The sequence below is a fragment of the Denitrificimonas caeni DSM 24390 genome (assembly GCF_000421765.1).
In the GTDB taxonomy this organism is placed as follows: domain Bacteria; phylum Pseudomonadota; class Gammaproteobacteria; order Pseudomonadales; family Pseudomonadaceae; genus Denitrificimonas; species Denitrificimonas caeni.
In genome coordinates this window covers 98,851-116,391 of sequence record NZ_ATXQ01000004.1, presented here as the reverse complement: position 1 = coordinate 116,391, position 17,541 = coordinate 98,851, and the positions used below count along the sequence as shown (strand labels likewise).

Genomic DNA, 17,541 nt, shown 5'->3' with positions numbered 1-17,541 from the left:
GTTGCTGTCGCAATACAACGCTATCAAAACACTCACACAATCCTCTTCTAACAAACAGATTGATGGCAGCGACGACTAGAAAAGACAGTTTGTCGCTGCCATCAATCAGCTCTGACAAAGACCACACAAACCACTCTTTTTACCTTGATGCTGTATTGCTCAATGGCACAATTTGCAACTGTCCCTTAAACGCTTGTTGCCTTAAGCCCTTCTGTTTTTGTGTGTTGTGCACAAGCAGCTTTTTCAGCGAATTTTCTGCTGACAACTCCCGAGCAAAAGCATCCACGCTCTGCGTCAAATGAATTTGCTTGGCATCTTGGGCGATGTCATTGGCCTCCTCAAACAAGTACGCGTCGAGTGGCAGCATGATATGGCTGTAACCACCATTGAGCGCGATATTGAGCCCGGCACTGTCATAATCACCAAAATAAATCAGATTTTTACCGGCCAATAAGCACGCTTCACGCAAGGCTTTACAGCCTTTGCTCTCGTCGCCATCGCCACGGTAAATCACCAGCGCATTTAATCCTTGCTCGGGCAAAATATAACGCTGCGGATGCAATGCAAAATACGCATAGAATGCATCGCGGTTTTCCACAATCAGCACATCTGAAAACTGCTTTAACTGTAGCGTTTGCCAATCAACATCCATCACCCATTGGCTCGGTGCCTCTGTCACCCACTCGGGGAAATACGCACCGCAATTGGCTTGCGCCATTAACACGCGCTTTTCGGTTGGCGCTAAACCTGTGGTTTTGTATTCGGCAACACCACTGTCGCTTTGCGCAAAACGGTCTTGCTGGCTAATGTCCACCGCTAAACCCGCTAAGCCAAGCTCGCGCAAGGTTTGCTCAATGGTTTGCATAATAGTTACATCAAAGCTGACTGTTTTAGCTGTAAACCAAGTTGCTGTAGCCAGATCATGCTGATCGCACCAAGCGCGCAACTGCTGCATGCCCACGAGCTTAGCCTCACGCTCAACACGCTGATCCTTTTGCAACTGTGCTTTTACGCGCTGTAAAACTCTGCGCACACTCGGTGCTAAATCGACACTCATGCGCGCACTCCTTGACTTAAAACCTGCAGCTGCACATCGGCAATAATCTGCAAATCATTAAAGGGGCTGGCTTTTTGCTGGTTGTATTGTAGATAAAAAGCTTGTCTCTCCGTGCTGGATAGACCTTGGAACTCAGCAATCACTTGATACAGCCACATCTCTGGATCCCAGCAGAGCTGGCTGTCGACTAGGTATTCCAGCGCGCTTTGCGCCTGCTGCTGATCCAGCACATGCAAATAAAACGACACCACATCTTCATGCAAGGCGCGACGTTTGGCCAACACCATCTCATCATCTTGACGACTGACTGGCTGAGCCACTGCCAACGCACGAGCATCCTGCGGCTGTCGAGCAGGTAATTGCGCCAGCATCTGCTGCATATCTTGCAGATCGCGCTGGCGATCTAACGCAATCGAGACGCTCGGCTGCAACGGCGCGGCCTGATTGAGCAGGTCAACCACATGGCTACGTTGGATATAGTCTGACGGCTGGAAATTTGGTTTTTGCTGAAAGAACTGCAGCATGCCACGCACCAACAGATTACGCGCTTGCTGCTGACGAAAACGCGCCATCAACTCATTCAACCTGCTTTGCACTTCACGCAAACTACTGAAGTGACCGCTGACTTGCCCTTGTAACTGGCGCACTAAAATATGGCGCAAACCACCATTACTGCCGGCAAAAGCAATCAACTCAGCAAAGTTGATTAGCTCTAAACCATCCAGCCAACGCAGCACTTCGTTGTGCGCTTTTTCGTTTTCATCAATCTTTTCTTGCACAGTACTAACAAAGGCAAAATCGTTGTTAAGACGATTCCATAAGCTGTCGATACCGGTGGCGATACGGCTGTTGAGGTCATCCACTTCTTGGGTCAGTTGCGTTTGTAAATAAACACTGCCTTGGTAATTGCCTTTTTGTTCAGCTTCATTAATTTTACCCACCAAGCGGCGGATATTCACCAAAAAATCACCAATGTCGGCATTGACCTTACGCCGTTGTTCATCGGCAATCAGATGCACAATCATCTCGCGCACTGGATCGCTGAGTTTCAGACCTGACTCTTCATCAGGCCGCCACAAAATATGCGCATCCAGCAACTGATTAATCGCCCGCGCACCCACTGCCACTTCATCCAGCTCTACGCCATAGTAGTTTTGCATCAGTACGTCACTGTGCTTGCCGAGCAGCTTTAAGCGCTCAATACCCTGCTTGACCGCTTCACTGTGGTAATCAAGGGTACTCATGCGAGCAGGTCCTCTTGATTGGGTACCTGCTCCTCTTCAATCTGAATATTTTCTTCTTCTCGAATAAAGCGGGTTAGATCAATCAAATAATCAATTTTTCCCGTTACCAGATAATGATGGCGATCTTTATGTGGTTGATGCAGATAACCATGACTGCGCAGACGCTCAAACACTTGCTTGAGTTGCCCTGCTACATCTTCACTCTGCGACTGGAAAAAACGCGTTTGCGCCAGCCCATGCAATTGTTCGCGCAGGCTTGGGTTGTTTTCAATGCGCGCGGCCATTTCATGGCGATTGAGAATATCGTTGGCCGTCAGGACATTTTCATGGCCTAAAGTTTCTTGCGCTAACTGCAACAACTTCAGCATTGGAATTAAGCTGTCGAGGGTGTCTTTAAATTGCTGTGACAGTTGCTCGCGCAGTGGCTGAGTCAATTCACGCCAGGCTAAAAACCATACCGTGCCTTCAGGGTTGCTGGCTAAACGACGATTGAGTGGGCGCAAATATTGATCAAAGGCTTCGCGAGTTTGCTCATTTTGCAATTGACGAAAAGCTTCACTGTCGCTGACTTCACAGACAAAAGCGCCGCCGAGTAACTGCTCAAGTAAATAGCTGTACTGCATCATCATTGCGCAATCTCCTCACGGCGTTGCTGTAATCGTTGCGCTAAGCGACTGAGTTTCGGCTCGATACGCTTGAGCTGGCTGTGCGCACCTTTGCGATTGTCTTTTTCAATCAAATAGCGGTGTTTGAAGAGCGTTAGCACATCAGACTCTGGATTCGGGAAGGCACCCACAATAAAGATATTGTTTTTTTCGCAGGCTTTAAACAACTTCTCGACGTTGTGATAAGCCAAAGTACCAATTTCATCAATCGGCCAATGAATGGTCACTTGCGCCTTACCACGCAGCAAGCGAGTAAAGGCCAATAAGTATTTGCACAAAATTAAATAGGCCATACCGTGACTGGATGACTCCAGTAGCTGGCGGTCATTACGAATAACCAAATCAGCACCGCCCTCATTCAGATGCAGCTCCAAACGCAGCAAGCTCTCAAAGGTGAACTGCTGATCGCTGCGTAACAAGTCAGCCACCGCACTTAAGGCATCTAAATAGGCATCATTAGGCAAACGCTCAGCATCTTGCTCCCACGCCGCGTAGAGCTTAGCAAAGTCTTTTAGTGGTTTCCAAAAGCCCAACTCGTCAATGGTGGATTGGATCCGCACTTCTGATTTAGTAATACCTTCAAGCACAAACTCTTCGGTGACTTCTTCGCTTAAACGACGGCTTTGCGCGCTGATGCGCCGATTCAAATCACTGAACACGGTAAAGAAGCCTTGCAGATCGGCGCCGTAGTTACGCCCTTGCGCCAACAAGTTCAGTTGTTGATCTTGCAGAATTTGCAGCATGTCTTGATAAGCAGCCAAGCAGGCTTGCGGGCTTGGAGTAAAGCCCAAGTGCTGCTGTTGGCTGGCCCACATATCGGTAAAGCTAACAGTTGCTTCTTTCAGCAGTTCGCGCTCAAACAGTTGTAGATTGTTTTTAACACGCGCATCCAACTGCTGCTTTTCTTGCAGAGCTCGTCGCGCGCGTTCAATGCGTTCAGCACAATCGCCGGTGCTACTATCCGTCTCCGGCCCAAGCGGCTCGAGTGGCATTGGCAACTGTTCCAGCTGCTTTAATAGTGGCAGTACTTGATCGCGCAACTGACGCTGCTGATCCAATTGCTGTTCACAACTTTTAATCGTCAACAAAGCATTTTTTTGCTGATCTAAAAACTGCTGTTTGTGCGCGGCTAACTGCTCGGCCAAATCAATTTTCTGCTGTTTCAGCAGATGCTCTTGCCCCAACAAATCAGGTTTACGCAACTGCCAGTCAACCCGCATAAAGTTACGGTAATCATCCAGCTCATCACGGCGCTGCTCGGTGTCAGTGACTTGCTGACGAATGGCTTTTAGGCGCTGCTCAATGTCTTTAAGTTTTTCTGGGTCAATACCCTGCTCACGCAGCTCGCGCTCTAGGGCAATTTGCAACTCATGCACTTGCTGTTCGGTTTCGCGGCGTTTGGCGCTGATATTTTTTGTATGCTGATCGATTTGATCACGCAATACTTGCACCGCTTGCTGCCAGTCGGCTTGATACTCTAAGAGCATTTCATTAAAAGCACTGTCACGCTCGTGCAGAGCATTTTTTTGCTGGCTTTTGAGCGCCTCTAATTGTTTAGCCAACTGCTGTTGCTGTTCTTGTAACCCTTGCTTACGTTGCTGTTGCAGCTGCTGATAACGCTCAAGCAAACGTTGACGTGCCTCACGTGCAAAACGCAGGTCGTTGTTATAACGCTCTCGGGTTTGCCGAGCTTTATGTAACAGGTCGCTCTGCAGCTCAGCGTTAGCATTGAGGGTTTTCTGGATCTCATCCAAACCACTTAAGTGCTGTTCTATGCTGCGTACCTGACTCAGCGCTTGCTCAATCGAGGCTGCTAAAGCTTGATTGTCTTGCGCATAGCCCGGCAGATTAATCGCTGCTAAATCCAAGCGGATATTAAACAGCTGTTGCTCAAGCGTTGCTACAGAAGTGTCCTCGCTGACGACTGGTGCTGCCATGCTTGGCGCTAAGTCGGTGCGTTCAAGTAAATCTTCACGAATGACTTTACCCACGCTGTGCTGCCAGCCCGGCAATTGCTGCTGTAAAAAATGGCGCAAACTGCCTGGCGTCGGCGCTTGCTGCAGCTTGAGTTGTTGATAACGCTGTTCGGCATTGCGCAGGGTTTTACGCTGGGCTTTAATCTCTGCGAGATGTTGATCTTGCTGGGTTTTGCAGCGCTCATACTCTTCACGCAAACACTCAACAGCATCGCTTTGGTTGGACAATTGCAGCTGTACATCGTCAACTCGCGCTTGTTCTGCGTCTAAATCCTGCTGCTCTTCAACCGTCAGCAAGCCAACTGCTAAGCGTGCTTTGACATCAGCTTGCTGCTCAATAATGGTTGTGTGCTTATTTTGAAACTCATCGTGTAATAACTGGCGTTGCTGCTGGTGCTCTTGCTCCAGCAGACGTTGCTGTTGAGCTTGTTGCGAGCGCAATTCTTGTTCGTCATTACGAATCTTTTGCTGCTGATGACTGACTTTTTCGACAAACTCATTGAGCTGCTCAGAAAGCTCCAGCTTACGTGATTCAAAGCGCTGCCTTGAGCCGCCTTCAGCCTCACGTAAGAGTTGTAAATGGGTCGCCAACTCATCACGTTTAGCGCGCCATTCTGGCAGCTGATTGACGGATTGCTCAAGGCCTTGCATGTCCGCTTGAATAAACTTTTCATGGCGCAATTCAATGTCATTTAGATCAACTTCAACCTGAGCAAGATCACTGCTGACTTGACTGTGCTGACTGTTTAATGTGTGGCGCTGATTCTCATACTGCTCTTCTTGCAATGCCAGATCACGCTTGGATTTTTTAATCTCGGCATCTTGATCAGCGCATTGACGCTCAAGTTCGTTGGCATCTTTTAACAACAAGGGTTGCAACTGCCAAAGGGTTTGCTCGGTGGCATTGAGGGTATCAACTTGTTTACTTAAACCGACGATGTCATTTTTCAAGCCACAGAGACGGCGTGATTGGCGTACTTGCTGTACCCATTCGCGCACCTGCGCACCCTTGATGCGAGTGGTCGGCAGCGCCACACCTTCATCTTCAAAAATCGCTGCGAGCATGGTTTTCAGCGTGTCCATTTTGCCTTCTTTGGCATGCACGGCTGACACCAGCTTTTCGATATGACGCAAGCGATGTGGGCTTTCGGCAAGGCTATAACGCAAGGCGGTTTGTCTTAGACGCGTTGATTCTGCGCGCGGCAAGCTGCCAGTGAGTAAGCTGAAATCATTTTGGATAATGCTGCGATATTCGCTAATGGTGTCGATACGATGCGAGCTATCAATGCCGCGCTGGCGTAAACCTGCGGTGAACTCTTGATAGCTGTAGGCTTGCAGTTTGTCTTGCGCATCACTGCTTAGATACAACTCTGGACTGTAAGCGGCATTGATAAAGCGGTAGCTGACGCCATCATCTTTTTTGCGCGTAATGGCAACATGGCACACAGTGCCTGCTTCACGACGGTATTCATAAATCAAATAGGCGTTGCTGTGTGGTAGGTAGTATTGGTCGAATTTCTTACGGGTTTTCGGCACCACATTGTTGGGCCGCTCACCATAAAACACTGGGATCAGACGCTGGAGCGTGGTTTTCCCTGAGGCGTTGGTTCCGCAGATATTAGTGTGGCCATCGAGAGCAAGTTCAACAATGCCGTCGAGATGACCATGGATCATGATGATGCGTAGCAAGTGGGACATAGGGATGCCATTAACTCCGTTTTAAGTCAGCAGTACTGTGCTGCACCCAAGTGTTTAGGCGGCTAAGGGTACAATAGTTTTGCTTGGGCGAAAATGGCGAAGGATTAGCGGCGAATGGTTTTGCGAGGCGGTTCTTGCATAGTTAAGGCTCTTTTATGACCTGCTCATAAAAGAGCACAGATAAACAACACTCCTTTACCAGCCGTCTACACCACGCAGACGGCTGAATGAATCTAGATCACTCTTCGTAAGCAGGGTAATCGATATACCCTTCTGCAGTGCCTCCGTACATAGTGGCTGGGTTCACCTCGTTAAGTGGCCAATCATTGGCTATCCGCTTCGGTAGATCTGGGTTGGCAATAAATGCACGACCGAAAGCAATCAAGTCACCTAATCCAGCATCGACGGTTTGCACGCCACGCTGCGCGGTGTAACGGCCTGCATAGATAATGCAACCGCTGAACGTTTGTCTGACATTTCGTCGAAACTCATCAGACAACTCCGGAGCGTTATCCCAATCTGCTTCAGCAATCGACAAATAAGCAATACCAGCGTCTTCAAGAATTTTAATGGCTGCAATGTAAGTCGCTTGCGGATCTGTCTCAAGCAACCCCATGTACACCCTTTCTTCATCAGTGCTGGCAAACAGCGGCGCAAAGCGCACACCTAAACGTTCCGCACCGACCACTTCAGCAACCGCCGTGACAATCTCCTTGAGAAAACGTAAACGGTTCTGCAGTGATCCACCATACTCATCTTCACGCTGATTGCTGTGTTCTGAGATAAATTGATTAACCAAATAACCATTCGCGCAATGAAGCTCTACGCCATCAAACCCAGCCGCCAACGCATTACGCGCAGCTTGTGCATAAAGCTGCACCAATTCTTTGACTTCGGTATTGGTCAATGCACGTGGCGCTGAAGGCTCTGCTAGAGCACCAGCACCTGGGCCTGTCTCAATGAACACTTTAACGTTACTTGCAGCGATTGCTGAGGGTGCAACCGGTGCCGCACCTTCAGGTTGCAATGAAGTGTGCGAAACACGTCCAACGTGCCAGAGCTGTGCAAAAATAATATTGCCTGCGGCATGCACAGCCTCGGTGACTTTACGCCAGCCTTCTATCTGCGCCTTGCTATAAATACCCGGCGTCCAAGCATAGCCCTGCCCACGCGGCTCAATCTGTGTGCCTTCAGAAATCATAAAGCCGGCACCTGCGCGCTGCTGATAATAGGTTGCCATCAATTCATTGGCGATATTGCCCGGCTGAGTGCTGCGCGAGCGAGTCAGTGGCGGCAGAACAATGCGGCTGCTCAAGGTGTAAGGCCCAAGTTTTACCGACTGGAATAAGCTGTCTGTTTTCATTTCTTAACTTCCTAATAATGCAAAATATTGTGCTAACTGGTTGTTTTCCCAGCTCAGCAAACACCTCAAAATAGACCAGTCTCTTAGCGATTTGGACAAATTTGTCCACGTGCAAAATAAATAATTGCCGTGGTAACGCTGTTAAAATTTAACGCTAGAACGAGATCTACCCGGTATGACCGAGAACGCTAGGTGTGTGTCGAGCGCACTATACATACAATTAGACCAGTCGTCTACTCTAGGTGAATATTTCACCACCACTCAGCACAAGCCGTTATTACTGCAAAATAAACAGCCTTAAAGTGACAAAATTAAAGTGTTTTTTATGCCTAGGTTTTATCAGGCAACCACGATCGAACTCACCTACAAGCTAAGTGACCTGACAGATAGCAACTTAATTCGCCAGCATCATCTGCGTAGTCAGTAGTGCACTCTGCAACGGCTGATTATTACGATGTAGCTTGCTTAATAAGCTCGCCCCCAGCCAGATTTGATAAAGCGCAGTCGCGGTTTGCTGAGCATTACTTTGCGGCAGAGAGCCATCATGCTGCCCCCGTTCGATACAACTCGTTAAACGCTCAATGACATGCTGAGTACCGTCACGCAGCGTCAAACGCATGGCTTCTGAAAGATCAGCCACTTCAGCGCTGAGCTTAACAGCCAGACACGTTTGCTCATCACAAGGCTCGCAATAGTTGCTCAACCATTGCATCCAGTAACCCATTAACTGCTCACGAGCATTGGTTTCTGTAGCAGCAAACCGTTGATCCATATCGGCTAGATAATTCTGAAAATACTCCTCTAGCATGGCCTGACCGTATTGCTCTTTAGATTTGAAATAATGATAAAACGAGCCCTTCGGAACGCCCGCAGTTTGCAAAATTTCATTAAGGCCAACACCCGTAAAACCCTTGGTCACCATCATACGTCGACCGGTATCAAGCAGTTGTTGCCGAGTATCTGTGTAGTTTTGTTTCATCAGAATAAAGCACCGAATTCAAGCAGCCAGAGAGGCGAATAATTGTGATTGATTATACCAAACCTTTGCAGCAACCGCCGAATCACATTGACCACGCCAGGTTTGTTACTAGCGATTGCAGCACTTATAGAAAACAAACACAGCCCTAGCATCAAGTCACGGTCAATATCAGCACTTTAAAAATACTTATCTATAGTGTAACTAAAAATAATAGACTAGTCGCTTAGTAACAACATACAATCATGCCTGACCAATTTCCGGCATATCACAAAAAAACCGTATCTAGAGCAGGTACGACAAAACGCTCACACTTTTACGCACGCTCGCCCAACAAGGTATTAGCAACCATGATAAAGCTTCATCATCTCAACGCTTCACGCTCGATTCGCATCCTATGGCTACTTGAAGAAATAGGACAACCGTACGAAATTATTAAGTACCAACGTGATGCGAACACTAACTTAGCTCCGCAATCACTAAAGGCCATCCACCCGCTTGGTAAGTCACCCGTGATTGAACTGGACGGTAAAGTCATTGCTGAATCGGGAGCCATCGTCGAATTGCTCATTAGCAAATTCGCACCCCACTTAGCACCTAACAAGCAGTCCGCAGCGTATAGCGATTACTTGCAGTGGATTCACTTTGCTGAAAGCTCAGCAATGCTGCCGTTTTTGCTAAAAGTGTTTAATCAATATGAAAGCAAATGCGGCACCTCATTAAAATTCCTCGACAGCTATGCTGAAACCGAATTTCACAAAGTTTTTAGCTATTTAAATGATTATCTGGATGGCAAAACATTCTTAGTTGAAGAGCGCCTAACGGGTGCAGATTTCATGCTCGGTTTTGTTGTGCAAGGCGCATTGCAAGCGCTCAAATGTGAAAGTTCATATCCACATATAGCTCGCTATATTGAAAACCTTGAGCGCTGCAAAAGTTATCAAAAGGCAATTAACATAGAAGCAAACTAATTCTGACAGCGCCAACACCATAAAACTGTTTGGCGCTCTACTTTAGCAAGCACTTGATTGCACTCGCTGAATTGTCACATTCGTCTAAAGCAGGATTTTTAGAGCAGCAGAAACGAAAAAACCCGTTAAGCATAAACTTAACGGGTTTTCGTAAGATGGCGCAGTGGACGGGACTCGAACCCGCGACCCCCGGCGTGACAGGCCGGTATTCTAACCAACTGAACTACCACTGCGCATACTTTAAGGACAAGTGGTGGGTGATGACGGGATCGAACCGCCGACCCTCTGCTTGTAAGGCAGATGCTCTCCCAGCTGAGCTAATCACCCTTGTCTCTCGAAGTGGTGCGTATATTAGACATCGCAACGCCTCTTGGCAAGCATTAAATCAATTTATTTCCATAATTAATCCAATGACTTAGCGAAATCTTGCAAAAAACGCAGATTATCCTCGCTACACAGCTGTGATCAGCCCAGACTCGGCAAACACAGCGTACTCATAAAGCCAATAAAAACACATTAATACGCTTTAGCAGTGCAGTTCAAGAAGAAACCTTAAGCGCCATCGACGGTCTTTTCTGCAGGCTGAGCGCCATTCGTAATTTTTTAATAAACCTCAACAGCAACACCTAACAAAATACTGATATTATATACAGCAATATCTGTCTGACTGGATTTTCTCGGCAGACTTTTGCTCAGCGCGTTATCCTTGCGCATCTGTGTCACATGCCAGTGCATGTTAATTTATTATTTATGTGTGGAGTTTTCTTTTATGTGGTTTCGCAACCTGCTGATGTACCGTTTAACCTCAGACACAGCTGTAGATCTTGAAACGCTGGAGACAGCCCTTGCCAGCAAGCCAGCTTTACCTTGCGGTAGCCAAACGTTATCAACTTATGGTTTTGTTGCTCCTTTTGGCAAAGGCGAAGATGCCCCTTTGGTGCACAGCGGCCAAGGCTTTTTTCTAGTATGCGCTCGCACTGAAGAGCGTATTTTACCGGGTAGCGTTGTGCGTGATGCGGTTAAAGAAAAAACCGATGAAATTGAAGCTGCTGAAGGCCGTAAAGTCTATAAAAAAGAACGCGATCAAATTAAAGACGAAGTCACTCAAGCGCTTCTGCCTCGCGCTTTTATTCGTCGTTCTAAAACATTCGCAGCAATTGCGCCAGATCAGGGCTTGATCTTAGTTGACACCGCTAGTGCAAAGCGTGCTGAAGAGTTGTTATCTACGCTGCGTGAAGTCCTCGGTAGCTTGCCAGTGCGCCCTGTTGCGGTTAAAGCGGCGCCAACTGCCACCTTCACTAACTGGGTTAAGCAACATGAAGCTAGCAATGGCTTAGTGCTCACCAATGAGTGTGAACTGCGTGACAGCGCGGAAGATGGCGGGATTATCCGCATCAAGCGTGAAGACCTCGCTAGCGAAGAAATACAAAACCACTTAGCTGCAGGCAAGTTAGTTACTCAGTTGACTTTGGCGTGGCAAGACAAGCTCAGCTTCTTAATCGACGATAAGTTGACGATTAAACGTTTGCGCTTTGAAGACTTGCTATTGGATCAAGCAGAAGAAGATGGCGGTGATGATGCAGCCAGTCAGTTTGATGCCAGTTTTATTCTGATGATGATGACTTTCGTTGAGTTCATTCCAGAACTTCTCGAAGCGCTCGGCGGCGAAGAAATCCCACAAGGGATTTAAAGTTTAAAATTAGTATGCCAGAGCAGTATCTAGCAAACAGCGCCAACGGTTAACAAGTACCTCGCTGGTACTGCGGCTAGCGAAGCCAGGGATGGCGAAGCGCCCGAATCGGTGCAGGATGACCCGTTGAGGGAAAAGCAGTACCAGCGAGGTACGTCAAGCGCCTACCGTACTTCGGGGTAGGTGTTTATCCGTCGATGAACCCATTCAGGGTTCAACTCCGGCGCTACGCCATCCTTGGCTCGCTCATCACACCCACCCCGAAGCACTCATTGATCTTTTGCATTGTTTGCACGCTCTCAGCATGAAGCATTCAAGCATTCGAGACGTGCTGCTGATCATTTGATTCAGACGATTCGTGCTGCAGACTTGCCGACCATACATATGATCAAGACGTATCTCGCTGGTGCTGCGGCTAGCGTAGCCAGGGATGGCGAAGCGCCCGAATCGGGTCAGGATGACCCGTTGAGGGAAAAGCAGTACCAGCGAGGTAGGTCAAGCGCCAAACTTGCTCAATGATTGCCACGAATCATTTGCATCCAAAGAAAACACTCTAAACCTTTGCCAACCAAGCTTGCCGCTGCTCAGTAGTATGAAAGGTCCAGGCTAAAAAGCGACTCTGCTTTTGCCCCTGCGCCATACTGCAAATCTGCACATCAACAGCACCGACTTGTTTAAGCACGCGTTGCAGCAATCGAATATGTGCTGATTTCGAAACCAGCGTGGTAAACCACAACACCTGCTCGGCGTAATCCTTACTTTCCTTGATCATATTGCGCACAAAGATCAACTCACCACCCTTGCACCACAACTCATTACTTTTGCCACCAAAATTCAACGCCGGCAATTTACGCTGCGGATCTTGCTTGCCTAAATTACGCCACTTGCGCTCGCTGCCACTACTCGCTTCAGCTGCACTGCTATGAAAAGGCGGATTACATAAGGTGCAAACAACCCGCTCATCTGCGCGCAGCACACCTTTAAAAAAAGCAGATTTATCTGACTGCAAACGTAAATCAATGACTTTATCTAAAGCATTGGCTAGCAGCGTCTGCCGAGCATTAGCTAAAGCTTGCGCATCAATATCACTGGCAATAAAGCGCCAACCATAATCATGCTGACCTAGCAAAGGATAGATACAGTTGGCACCGGTTCCGACATCCAGTGCGGTAAAACCTGCTCCACGCGGAATCACCCCTTTCGCATCAGACGCCAATAAATCAGCTAATCCATGAATATAATCAGCACGACCCGGCACCGGCGGACATAAATACCCTTCAGGTATTTGCCAGTCTTTAATGCCATACAGCTGCTTTAATAATGCCGCATTAAATACTCGCACCGCAGCAGGATTGGCAAAGTCGATACTCTGCTTGCCATACGGATTAATAATCACAAAAGCCTTTAAGCGCGGCTCAACAGCAATCAACGCAGCAAAGTCATAACGTCCCTGATGACGGTTGCGCGGATGCAATAATGCGCCGGCAGGCTGTGTGCTCATAAACTAGAATCCTTACCGCTGTCGTTAAAAAACGCAGTATAGCAGTAAGTAAAGATGCGCCGAACGCTGGAAAACACCGAGATCAAGAAGACTGCGGCACAAGCAGATGGACATGTGCACAAATGCGGGCGAGCCGCCCGCGCTCCCAGCAACAATTAGCGCGTTGGACGCACAAGCAATGCCGAACCCCAAGACAAACCGACACCAAAACCTGACAACAAAGTGTTACGCCAGTCGTTATTAAAAGCATAATGCTCAAGCAACATAGGGATTGACGAAGACACAGTATTGCCTGCACCAAACATATCCTTAATCACTTTAGAGCCGTTATCGCCAAGACGCTTTGCAATCGCATCAACAATCGCCCCACTGCCCTGATGCAAGCAAATCGAATCGACATCATCAAAACTCAAATGGAGCTCATCCAGCACTTCTTGCATGTGCGGGATAATCTTCAGACTAGCAAAGTTAAATACTTGGCGACCATTCATATGGAAATGACCATCCTTTACCACCAAGTACTCAGCGCCGCCGCCATCGCCGCCAAAACGTGCAGGCCCCAATTCCCAGACTGGATCTTCAGTCATCCAAGTGGCCGTGGCCGCATCACCAAACAATAAAGTGGTCATCCGATCCGCACGATCAACTATTTTTGAATAGGGGTCAGCCGTGACTAAGATGGCGTTTTTCAAGCCCGCAGCCTGCATAAAGCCTTTCAGCACATACAAGCCATAGACATAGCCAGAGCAGCCCAGCGACACATCAAAACACGCAGCATGGGTTGGCAAGCCAAGCTTGTGCTGGACAATTGCCGAGGTATGCGGCAGTCCTTCAGCGTCACCATTTTGTGTAACGACAACCAAAGCCTGAACATCCTCAAGCTTTAAATCAACGTTCTTCGCGAGCAAGTTGTGCACCGCGCGTACGCATAAATCTGAGGTTTCTTCGTCATCAGCTTTAATCGCCAAGGTTGTTGTGCCTAGTTTATTCTGCACAAACTCTGCATCGCGGCCAAAGCTCTCTGCCTGAGCGATGTTATCGACTCTGCCTTCTGGGATGTAACTTGCAATACTGCGTATGCCAATCATCGTGCATCTTCCACGTTAAGTGCCGCTTTAGATGACCACCACACCAGCAGCTGACCAAACGGTCACTGACAGGTAAAAAAATACGCACAATTTGCGCGTTAGTTGCGGGCGATCAAGCCTAAAAATCTGTTTCAGCTGTGACGCAACACAATAGCCTGACGACACATAGCGCGCTATAGGCCAAAGGGCGTAAACACAAAAGCTCTATCCAGCAGCAGAATTTGAACCCTAGCGATACTCTGTAACTTATTGGCTAAACGCGTATATTCTGTTGACTACTACGACACAATGACGGCCTGGCGATGACGACTTTAACTCACAGCGTTACCCTACCAACCGACTACAACCTTGCTGATTTTTTAAGTTTCCATCAGCGCGATAGTCAAGAACTCGCTGAGCGCGTGACTCACAATACTCTCGAAAAAGGTTTGATTTGGCATCAGCAACCTGCCTGTTTAAGCATCCACTTCACTGCAGAACAGGCGCACGCACAACTCTTACTTGATTCGGAGCACGTCAACACGCCAACTACGGTAAAAGACTGGCCGTCATGGCTGGAATACTTTCTGGGGCTTCAGCAGCCGACTCAAAGTTTTTTTAAACAACATCATCAGCATGTTGAGCTAGGACCACTAATCCAACGCCACCCTGGCCTGCGGGTTGCGCAAGTCAGCAGTCCTTTTGAAGCCATCACTTGGGCGATTATTGGCCAGCAAATCAGCGTCGCCGCTGCATTAAATGTGCGCAGACGTTTTATTGAACTGGCCGGCGTGCAGCACTCCTCCGGCATCTGGTGTTATCCGGATGCGCAGCGTGTCGCACAGCTCCCTCTTGAAGCATTACGCAGCGTTGGTTTATCGCTCAATAAAGCCCGGACCATGGCACAGATCAGTCAACTCTTACACACTAAAACGCTACAGTTTCCAGAGCAGGTCAACGCTGAGAATGTCGAACAGCTGCGTTCTGAGCTATTGGCGATTAGTGGCATAGGCCCTTGGACAGTCAACTACACTTTGATGCGCGGCTTTGCCTGGCTGGATGGCTCACTGCATGGTGACGCCGCTGTGCGCCGCTATTTGCAGGTGTTACTCAAGAAAGATACGCTCACTGCCAAGCAAACCGAGCAATGGCTACAACAGTTCAGTCCTTGGCGCGCATTAGTGGCGGCACACCTATGGCACTCACAAGGCTTTAGCGGTTAACCCAGCCATCATTCTCTAGCGCAAGATGTGGCATAATGGCTTTCTTTTTTGCCTGCTCAAGCCTATGACACACGTCCCTGATCGCATATTCAACACACCGCTCGCACAAGTACCTGACTTCACCTTCAATGAAGATGTGGTGCGCGTATTTCCCGATATGATTAAACGCTCAGTACCCGGGTATCCAACCATCGTGGAGAATACCGGCGTACTGGCCGCACAGTTTGCCCAAGCCAACAGCACCCTGTACGACCTCGGTTGCTCATTAGGCGCTGTGACTCAAGCCATGCGCCGTCATGTCAGCCACAGCGGCTGTAAAGTGATTGCTGTGGATAATTCAGCGGCAATGGTTGAGCGCTGCCGTGAACATCTCAACGCACAAGATGCAATGTTCCAAGAGCTGCTACCGGTCGAGGTGATTGATGCCGATATTCTCACTCTCGCGCTGCAGCCTACGTCATTAGTGACGCTCAATTTCACCTTACAATTTATCGCACCAGAACAGCGTCTTGAACTCCTGAAAAATATTCACAGCGCTCTCCTGCCTGCGGGAGCGCTGGTACTTTCAGAAAAATTGCGTTTCAATGATGCCGACGAGCATGAACTGCTCAACGAGTTGCACCTCGCGTTTAAACGCGCCAATGGTTACAGCGAACTTGAAATTGCGCAAAAGCGTCGCGCCATTGAAAAAGTCATGCTACCCGACAGCCTTGAAGAACACCGCGAGCGCTTATACAGCGCAGGTTTCAGCAAAGTGATCGTGTGGTTCCAGTGTTTTAACTTTGCTTCGTTGATTGCCCTACCATGATTGATTTCAGCCCCTTAGTTCAGCAGCTTGCCTCAACGCCATTAAAACAATGGTCACGTGGTATCCAGCAACAATTTGATGACCTGTTTGCCATCAGCCATGGTGATTTACCGCGCTGGATGGCGGCAGTCAATGCACTACCTGCGCTGGTACCGACAACCACAGAGCTTAAAGATAGGTTTCAACTGGATGGCCTTTGCAACGATGCTGAACGCGAGCAGTTACGCACCGCTCTGCAAGGTTTAACTCCTTGGCGCAAAGGTCCTTTCCACCTGTTTGATGTGCATGTCGATACCGAATGGCGCTCCGACTGGAAATGGGATCGTGTCAGTCCTCACTTAGACTTAACCAATAAGCGCATTTTAGATGTGGGCTGTGGCAACGGTTATTACATGTGGCGCATGCTCGGTGCTGGGGCAAAAACAGTGGTTGGCGTTGATCCAAATTGGTTATTTTTCTGCCAATTCCAAGCGATGCTGCGCTTTTTTGATGCGCCACCCGTCTGGCATCTACCTTTCACTCTGGAAGATTTGCCGGTCAAGCTGGAAGGTTTTGACACAGTTTTTTCGATGGGCGTGCTTTACCATCGTAAGTCGCCGATCGATCATCTCTTAGCACTGAAAGATTGTTTAGTCAGTGGTGGCGAATTGGTTCTGGAAACTTTGGTGATTGAGGGTGACTGCAACCAAGTGCTAGTGCCTGAAGACCGTTATGCGCAGATGCGTAATGTGTGGTTTTTGCCTTCAGTGGCGGCGCTGGAACTTTGGCTGCGTCGTGCTGGCTTTGTTGATGTGCACTGTGTGGATGTCAGCCACACCTCAACCGACGAGCAGCGTTCCACCGCGTGGATGAAGTATCAGTCCTTGGGCGATTTCTTAGATCCTGAGAACCCACAATACACCGTTGAAGGCCTATCGACTCCGATGCGGGCGGTGATCGTCGCGCGTAAGCCTTAATCATTTTCCATTTAGACATGCGTCAATCTTTAGTTTTTTACTGATAGATATCTGCGCCTGACGTACCTCACTAGTGCTGCTCTTCCCTCAACGGGTCATCCTTACCCGATTCGGGCGCTACGCCATCCTTGGCTACGCTAGCCGCAGCACCAGTGAGGCACTTCTTGATCATGTGTATTGTCGGCAAATCTACTGCGCGCTTGCGCTTATTCGAGTAATCAGCAGCAAGTATTCCATTGTTTGAGCTGTTGTTGATTCAAGCTGCAAGCGTGCAAACAATACAAAAGATCAATGAGTGCTTCGGGGTAGGTGTGACGAGCGAGCCAGGGATGGCGGAGCGCCGGAG

At 48.5% G+C, this 17,541-nt stretch carries 13 protein-coding genes and 2 tRNA genes; 5 read left to right on the top strand and 10 right to left on the bottom strand.

Features of this window, described 5'->3' with window-relative positions; genetic code table 11:
• Nucleotides 1-139: 139 nt before the first annotated feature.
• The 6 genes from H591_RS0107520 to H591_RS0107495 form a co-directional block, all read right to left on the bottom strand.
• On the bottom strand, nucleotides 140-1,057 hold the full coding sequence (locus H591_RS0107520) for a DUF7281 domain-containing protein (protein WP_022966339.1): 918 nt from the start codon (nucleotides 1,055-1,057) through the stop codon (nucleotides 140-142).
• Nucleotides 1,054-2,301, bottom strand: a complete 1,248-nt coding sequence (locus H591_RS0107515; RefSeq protein ID WP_022966338.1) for a hypothetical protein — start codon at nucleotides 2,299-2,301, stop codon at nucleotides 1,054-1,056. Before H591_RS0107515 ends, H591_RS0107520 begins: the two co-directional genes overlap by 4 nt.
• A complete protein-coding gene (locus H591_RS0107510) occupies nucleotides 2,298-2,930 on the bottom strand; it encodes a condensin complex protein MksE (RefSeq protein WP_022966337.1) in 633 nt (210 codons plus the stop codon). The genes H591_RS0107515 and H591_RS0107510 overlap by 4 nt, the downstream gene beginning before the upstream one ends.
• Entirely contained in the window at nucleotides 2,927-6,640 is a 3,714-nt protein-coding gene (locus H591_RS0107505; protein WP_022966336.1) for an ATP-binding protein, read from the bottom strand. Before H591_RS0107505 ends, H591_RS0107510 begins: the two co-directional genes overlap by 4 nt.
• Before the next feature lie 238 nt (nucleotides 6,641-6,878).
• The gene (locus tag H591_RS0107500) at nucleotides 6,879-8,003 is read right to left on the bottom strand and encodes an alkene reductase (RefSeq protein WP_022966335.1); all 1,125 of its coding nucleotides are present in this window, start codon (nucleotides 8,001-8,003) and stop codon (nucleotides 6,879-6,881) included.
• 394 nt (nucleotides 8,004-8,397) lie between these two features.
• Entirely contained in the window at nucleotides 8,398-8,982 is a 585-nt protein-coding gene (locus H591_RS0107495) for a TetR/AcrR family transcriptional regulator (protein ID WP_022966334.1), read from the bottom strand.
• 347 nt (nucleotides 8,983-9,329) lie between these two features.
• Between H591_RS0107495 and H591_RS0107490 the strand changes: the two genes are divergently transcribed.
• The gene (locus H591_RS0107490) at nucleotides 9,330-9,950 is read left to right on the top strand and encodes a glutathione S-transferase family protein (RefSeq protein WP_022966333.1); all 621 of its coding nucleotides are present in this window, start codon (nucleotides 9,330-9,332) and stop codon (nucleotides 9,948-9,950) included.
• A 156-nt stretch (nucleotides 9,951-10,106) separates the two neighbouring features.
• On the opposite strand, the gene H591_RS0107485 is transcribed toward H591_RS0107490, so the two are convergent.
• Nucleotides 10,107-10,183 (bottom strand) — tRNA-Asp (locus H591_RS0107485).
• Between the two features lie 18 nt (nucleotides 10,184-10,201).
• A tRNA-Val gene (locus H591_RS0107480) sits at nucleotides 10,202-10,277 on the bottom strand.
• Nucleotides 10,278-10,719: 442 nt separating this feature from the next.
• Here H591_RS0107480 and rdgC point away from each other — a divergent pair.
• Nucleotides 10,720-11,640 carry a recombination-associated protein RdgC gene (gene rdgC / locus H591_RS0107475; RefSeq protein WP_022966332.1) on the top strand — a complete coding sequence of 307 codons (921 nt, stop codon included), beginning with the start codon at nucleotides 10,720-10,722 and terminating at the stop codon, nucleotides 11,638-11,640.
• A 553-nt stretch (nucleotides 11,641-12,193) separates the two neighbouring features.
• On the opposite strand, the gene rlmF is transcribed toward rdgC, so the two are convergent.
• Both rlmF and H591_RS0107460 read right to left on the bottom strand, forming a co-directional pair.
• Nucleotides 12,194-13,141 carry a 23S rRNA (adenine(1618)-N(6))-methyltransferase RlmF gene (gene rlmF, locus H591_RS0107465; RefSeq protein WP_022966330.1) on the bottom strand — a complete coding sequence of 316 codons (948 nt, stop codon included), beginning with the start codon at nucleotides 13,139-13,141 and terminating at the stop codon, nucleotides 12,194-12,196.
• Between the two features lie 155 nt (nucleotides 13,142-13,296).
• Nucleotides 13,297-14,229, bottom strand: a complete 933-nt coding sequence (locus H591_RS0107460; RefSeq protein WP_022966329.1) for a ketoacyl-ACP synthase III — start codon at nucleotides 14,227-14,229, stop codon at nucleotides 13,297-13,299.
• Between the two features lie 302 nt (nucleotides 14,230-14,531).
• On the opposite strand from H591_RS0107460, the gene H591_RS0107455 reads away from it, so the two are divergent.
• From H591_RS0107455 to cmoB, 3 genes are all read left to right on the top strand, one after another.
• A complete protein-coding gene (locus tag H591_RS0107455; RefSeq protein ID WP_022966328.1) occupies nucleotides 14,532-15,431 on the top strand; it encodes a DNA-3-methyladenine glycosylase 2 in 900 nt (299 codons plus the stop codon).
• 64 nt (nucleotides 15,432-15,495) lie between these two features.
• Nucleotides 15,496-16,239: a carboxy-S-adenosyl-L-methionine synthase CmoA gene (cmoA, locus tag H591_RS0107450; protein WP_033421059.1), complete on the top strand. Its 744-nt coding sequence runs from the start codon at nucleotides 15,496-15,498 to the stop codon at nucleotides 16,237-16,239.
• Nucleotides 16,236-17,195 (top strand): tRNA 5-methoxyuridine(34)/uridine 5-oxyacetic acid(34) synthase CmoB, encoded by a 960-nt coding sequence (cmoB, locus tag H591_RS0107445; protein WP_022966326.1) that lies wholly within the window; start codon nucleotides 16,236-16,238, stop codon nucleotides 17,193-17,195. The genes cmoA and cmoB overlap by 4 nt, the downstream gene beginning before the upstream one ends.
• Nucleotides 17,196-17,541 lie beyond the last annotated feature (346 nt).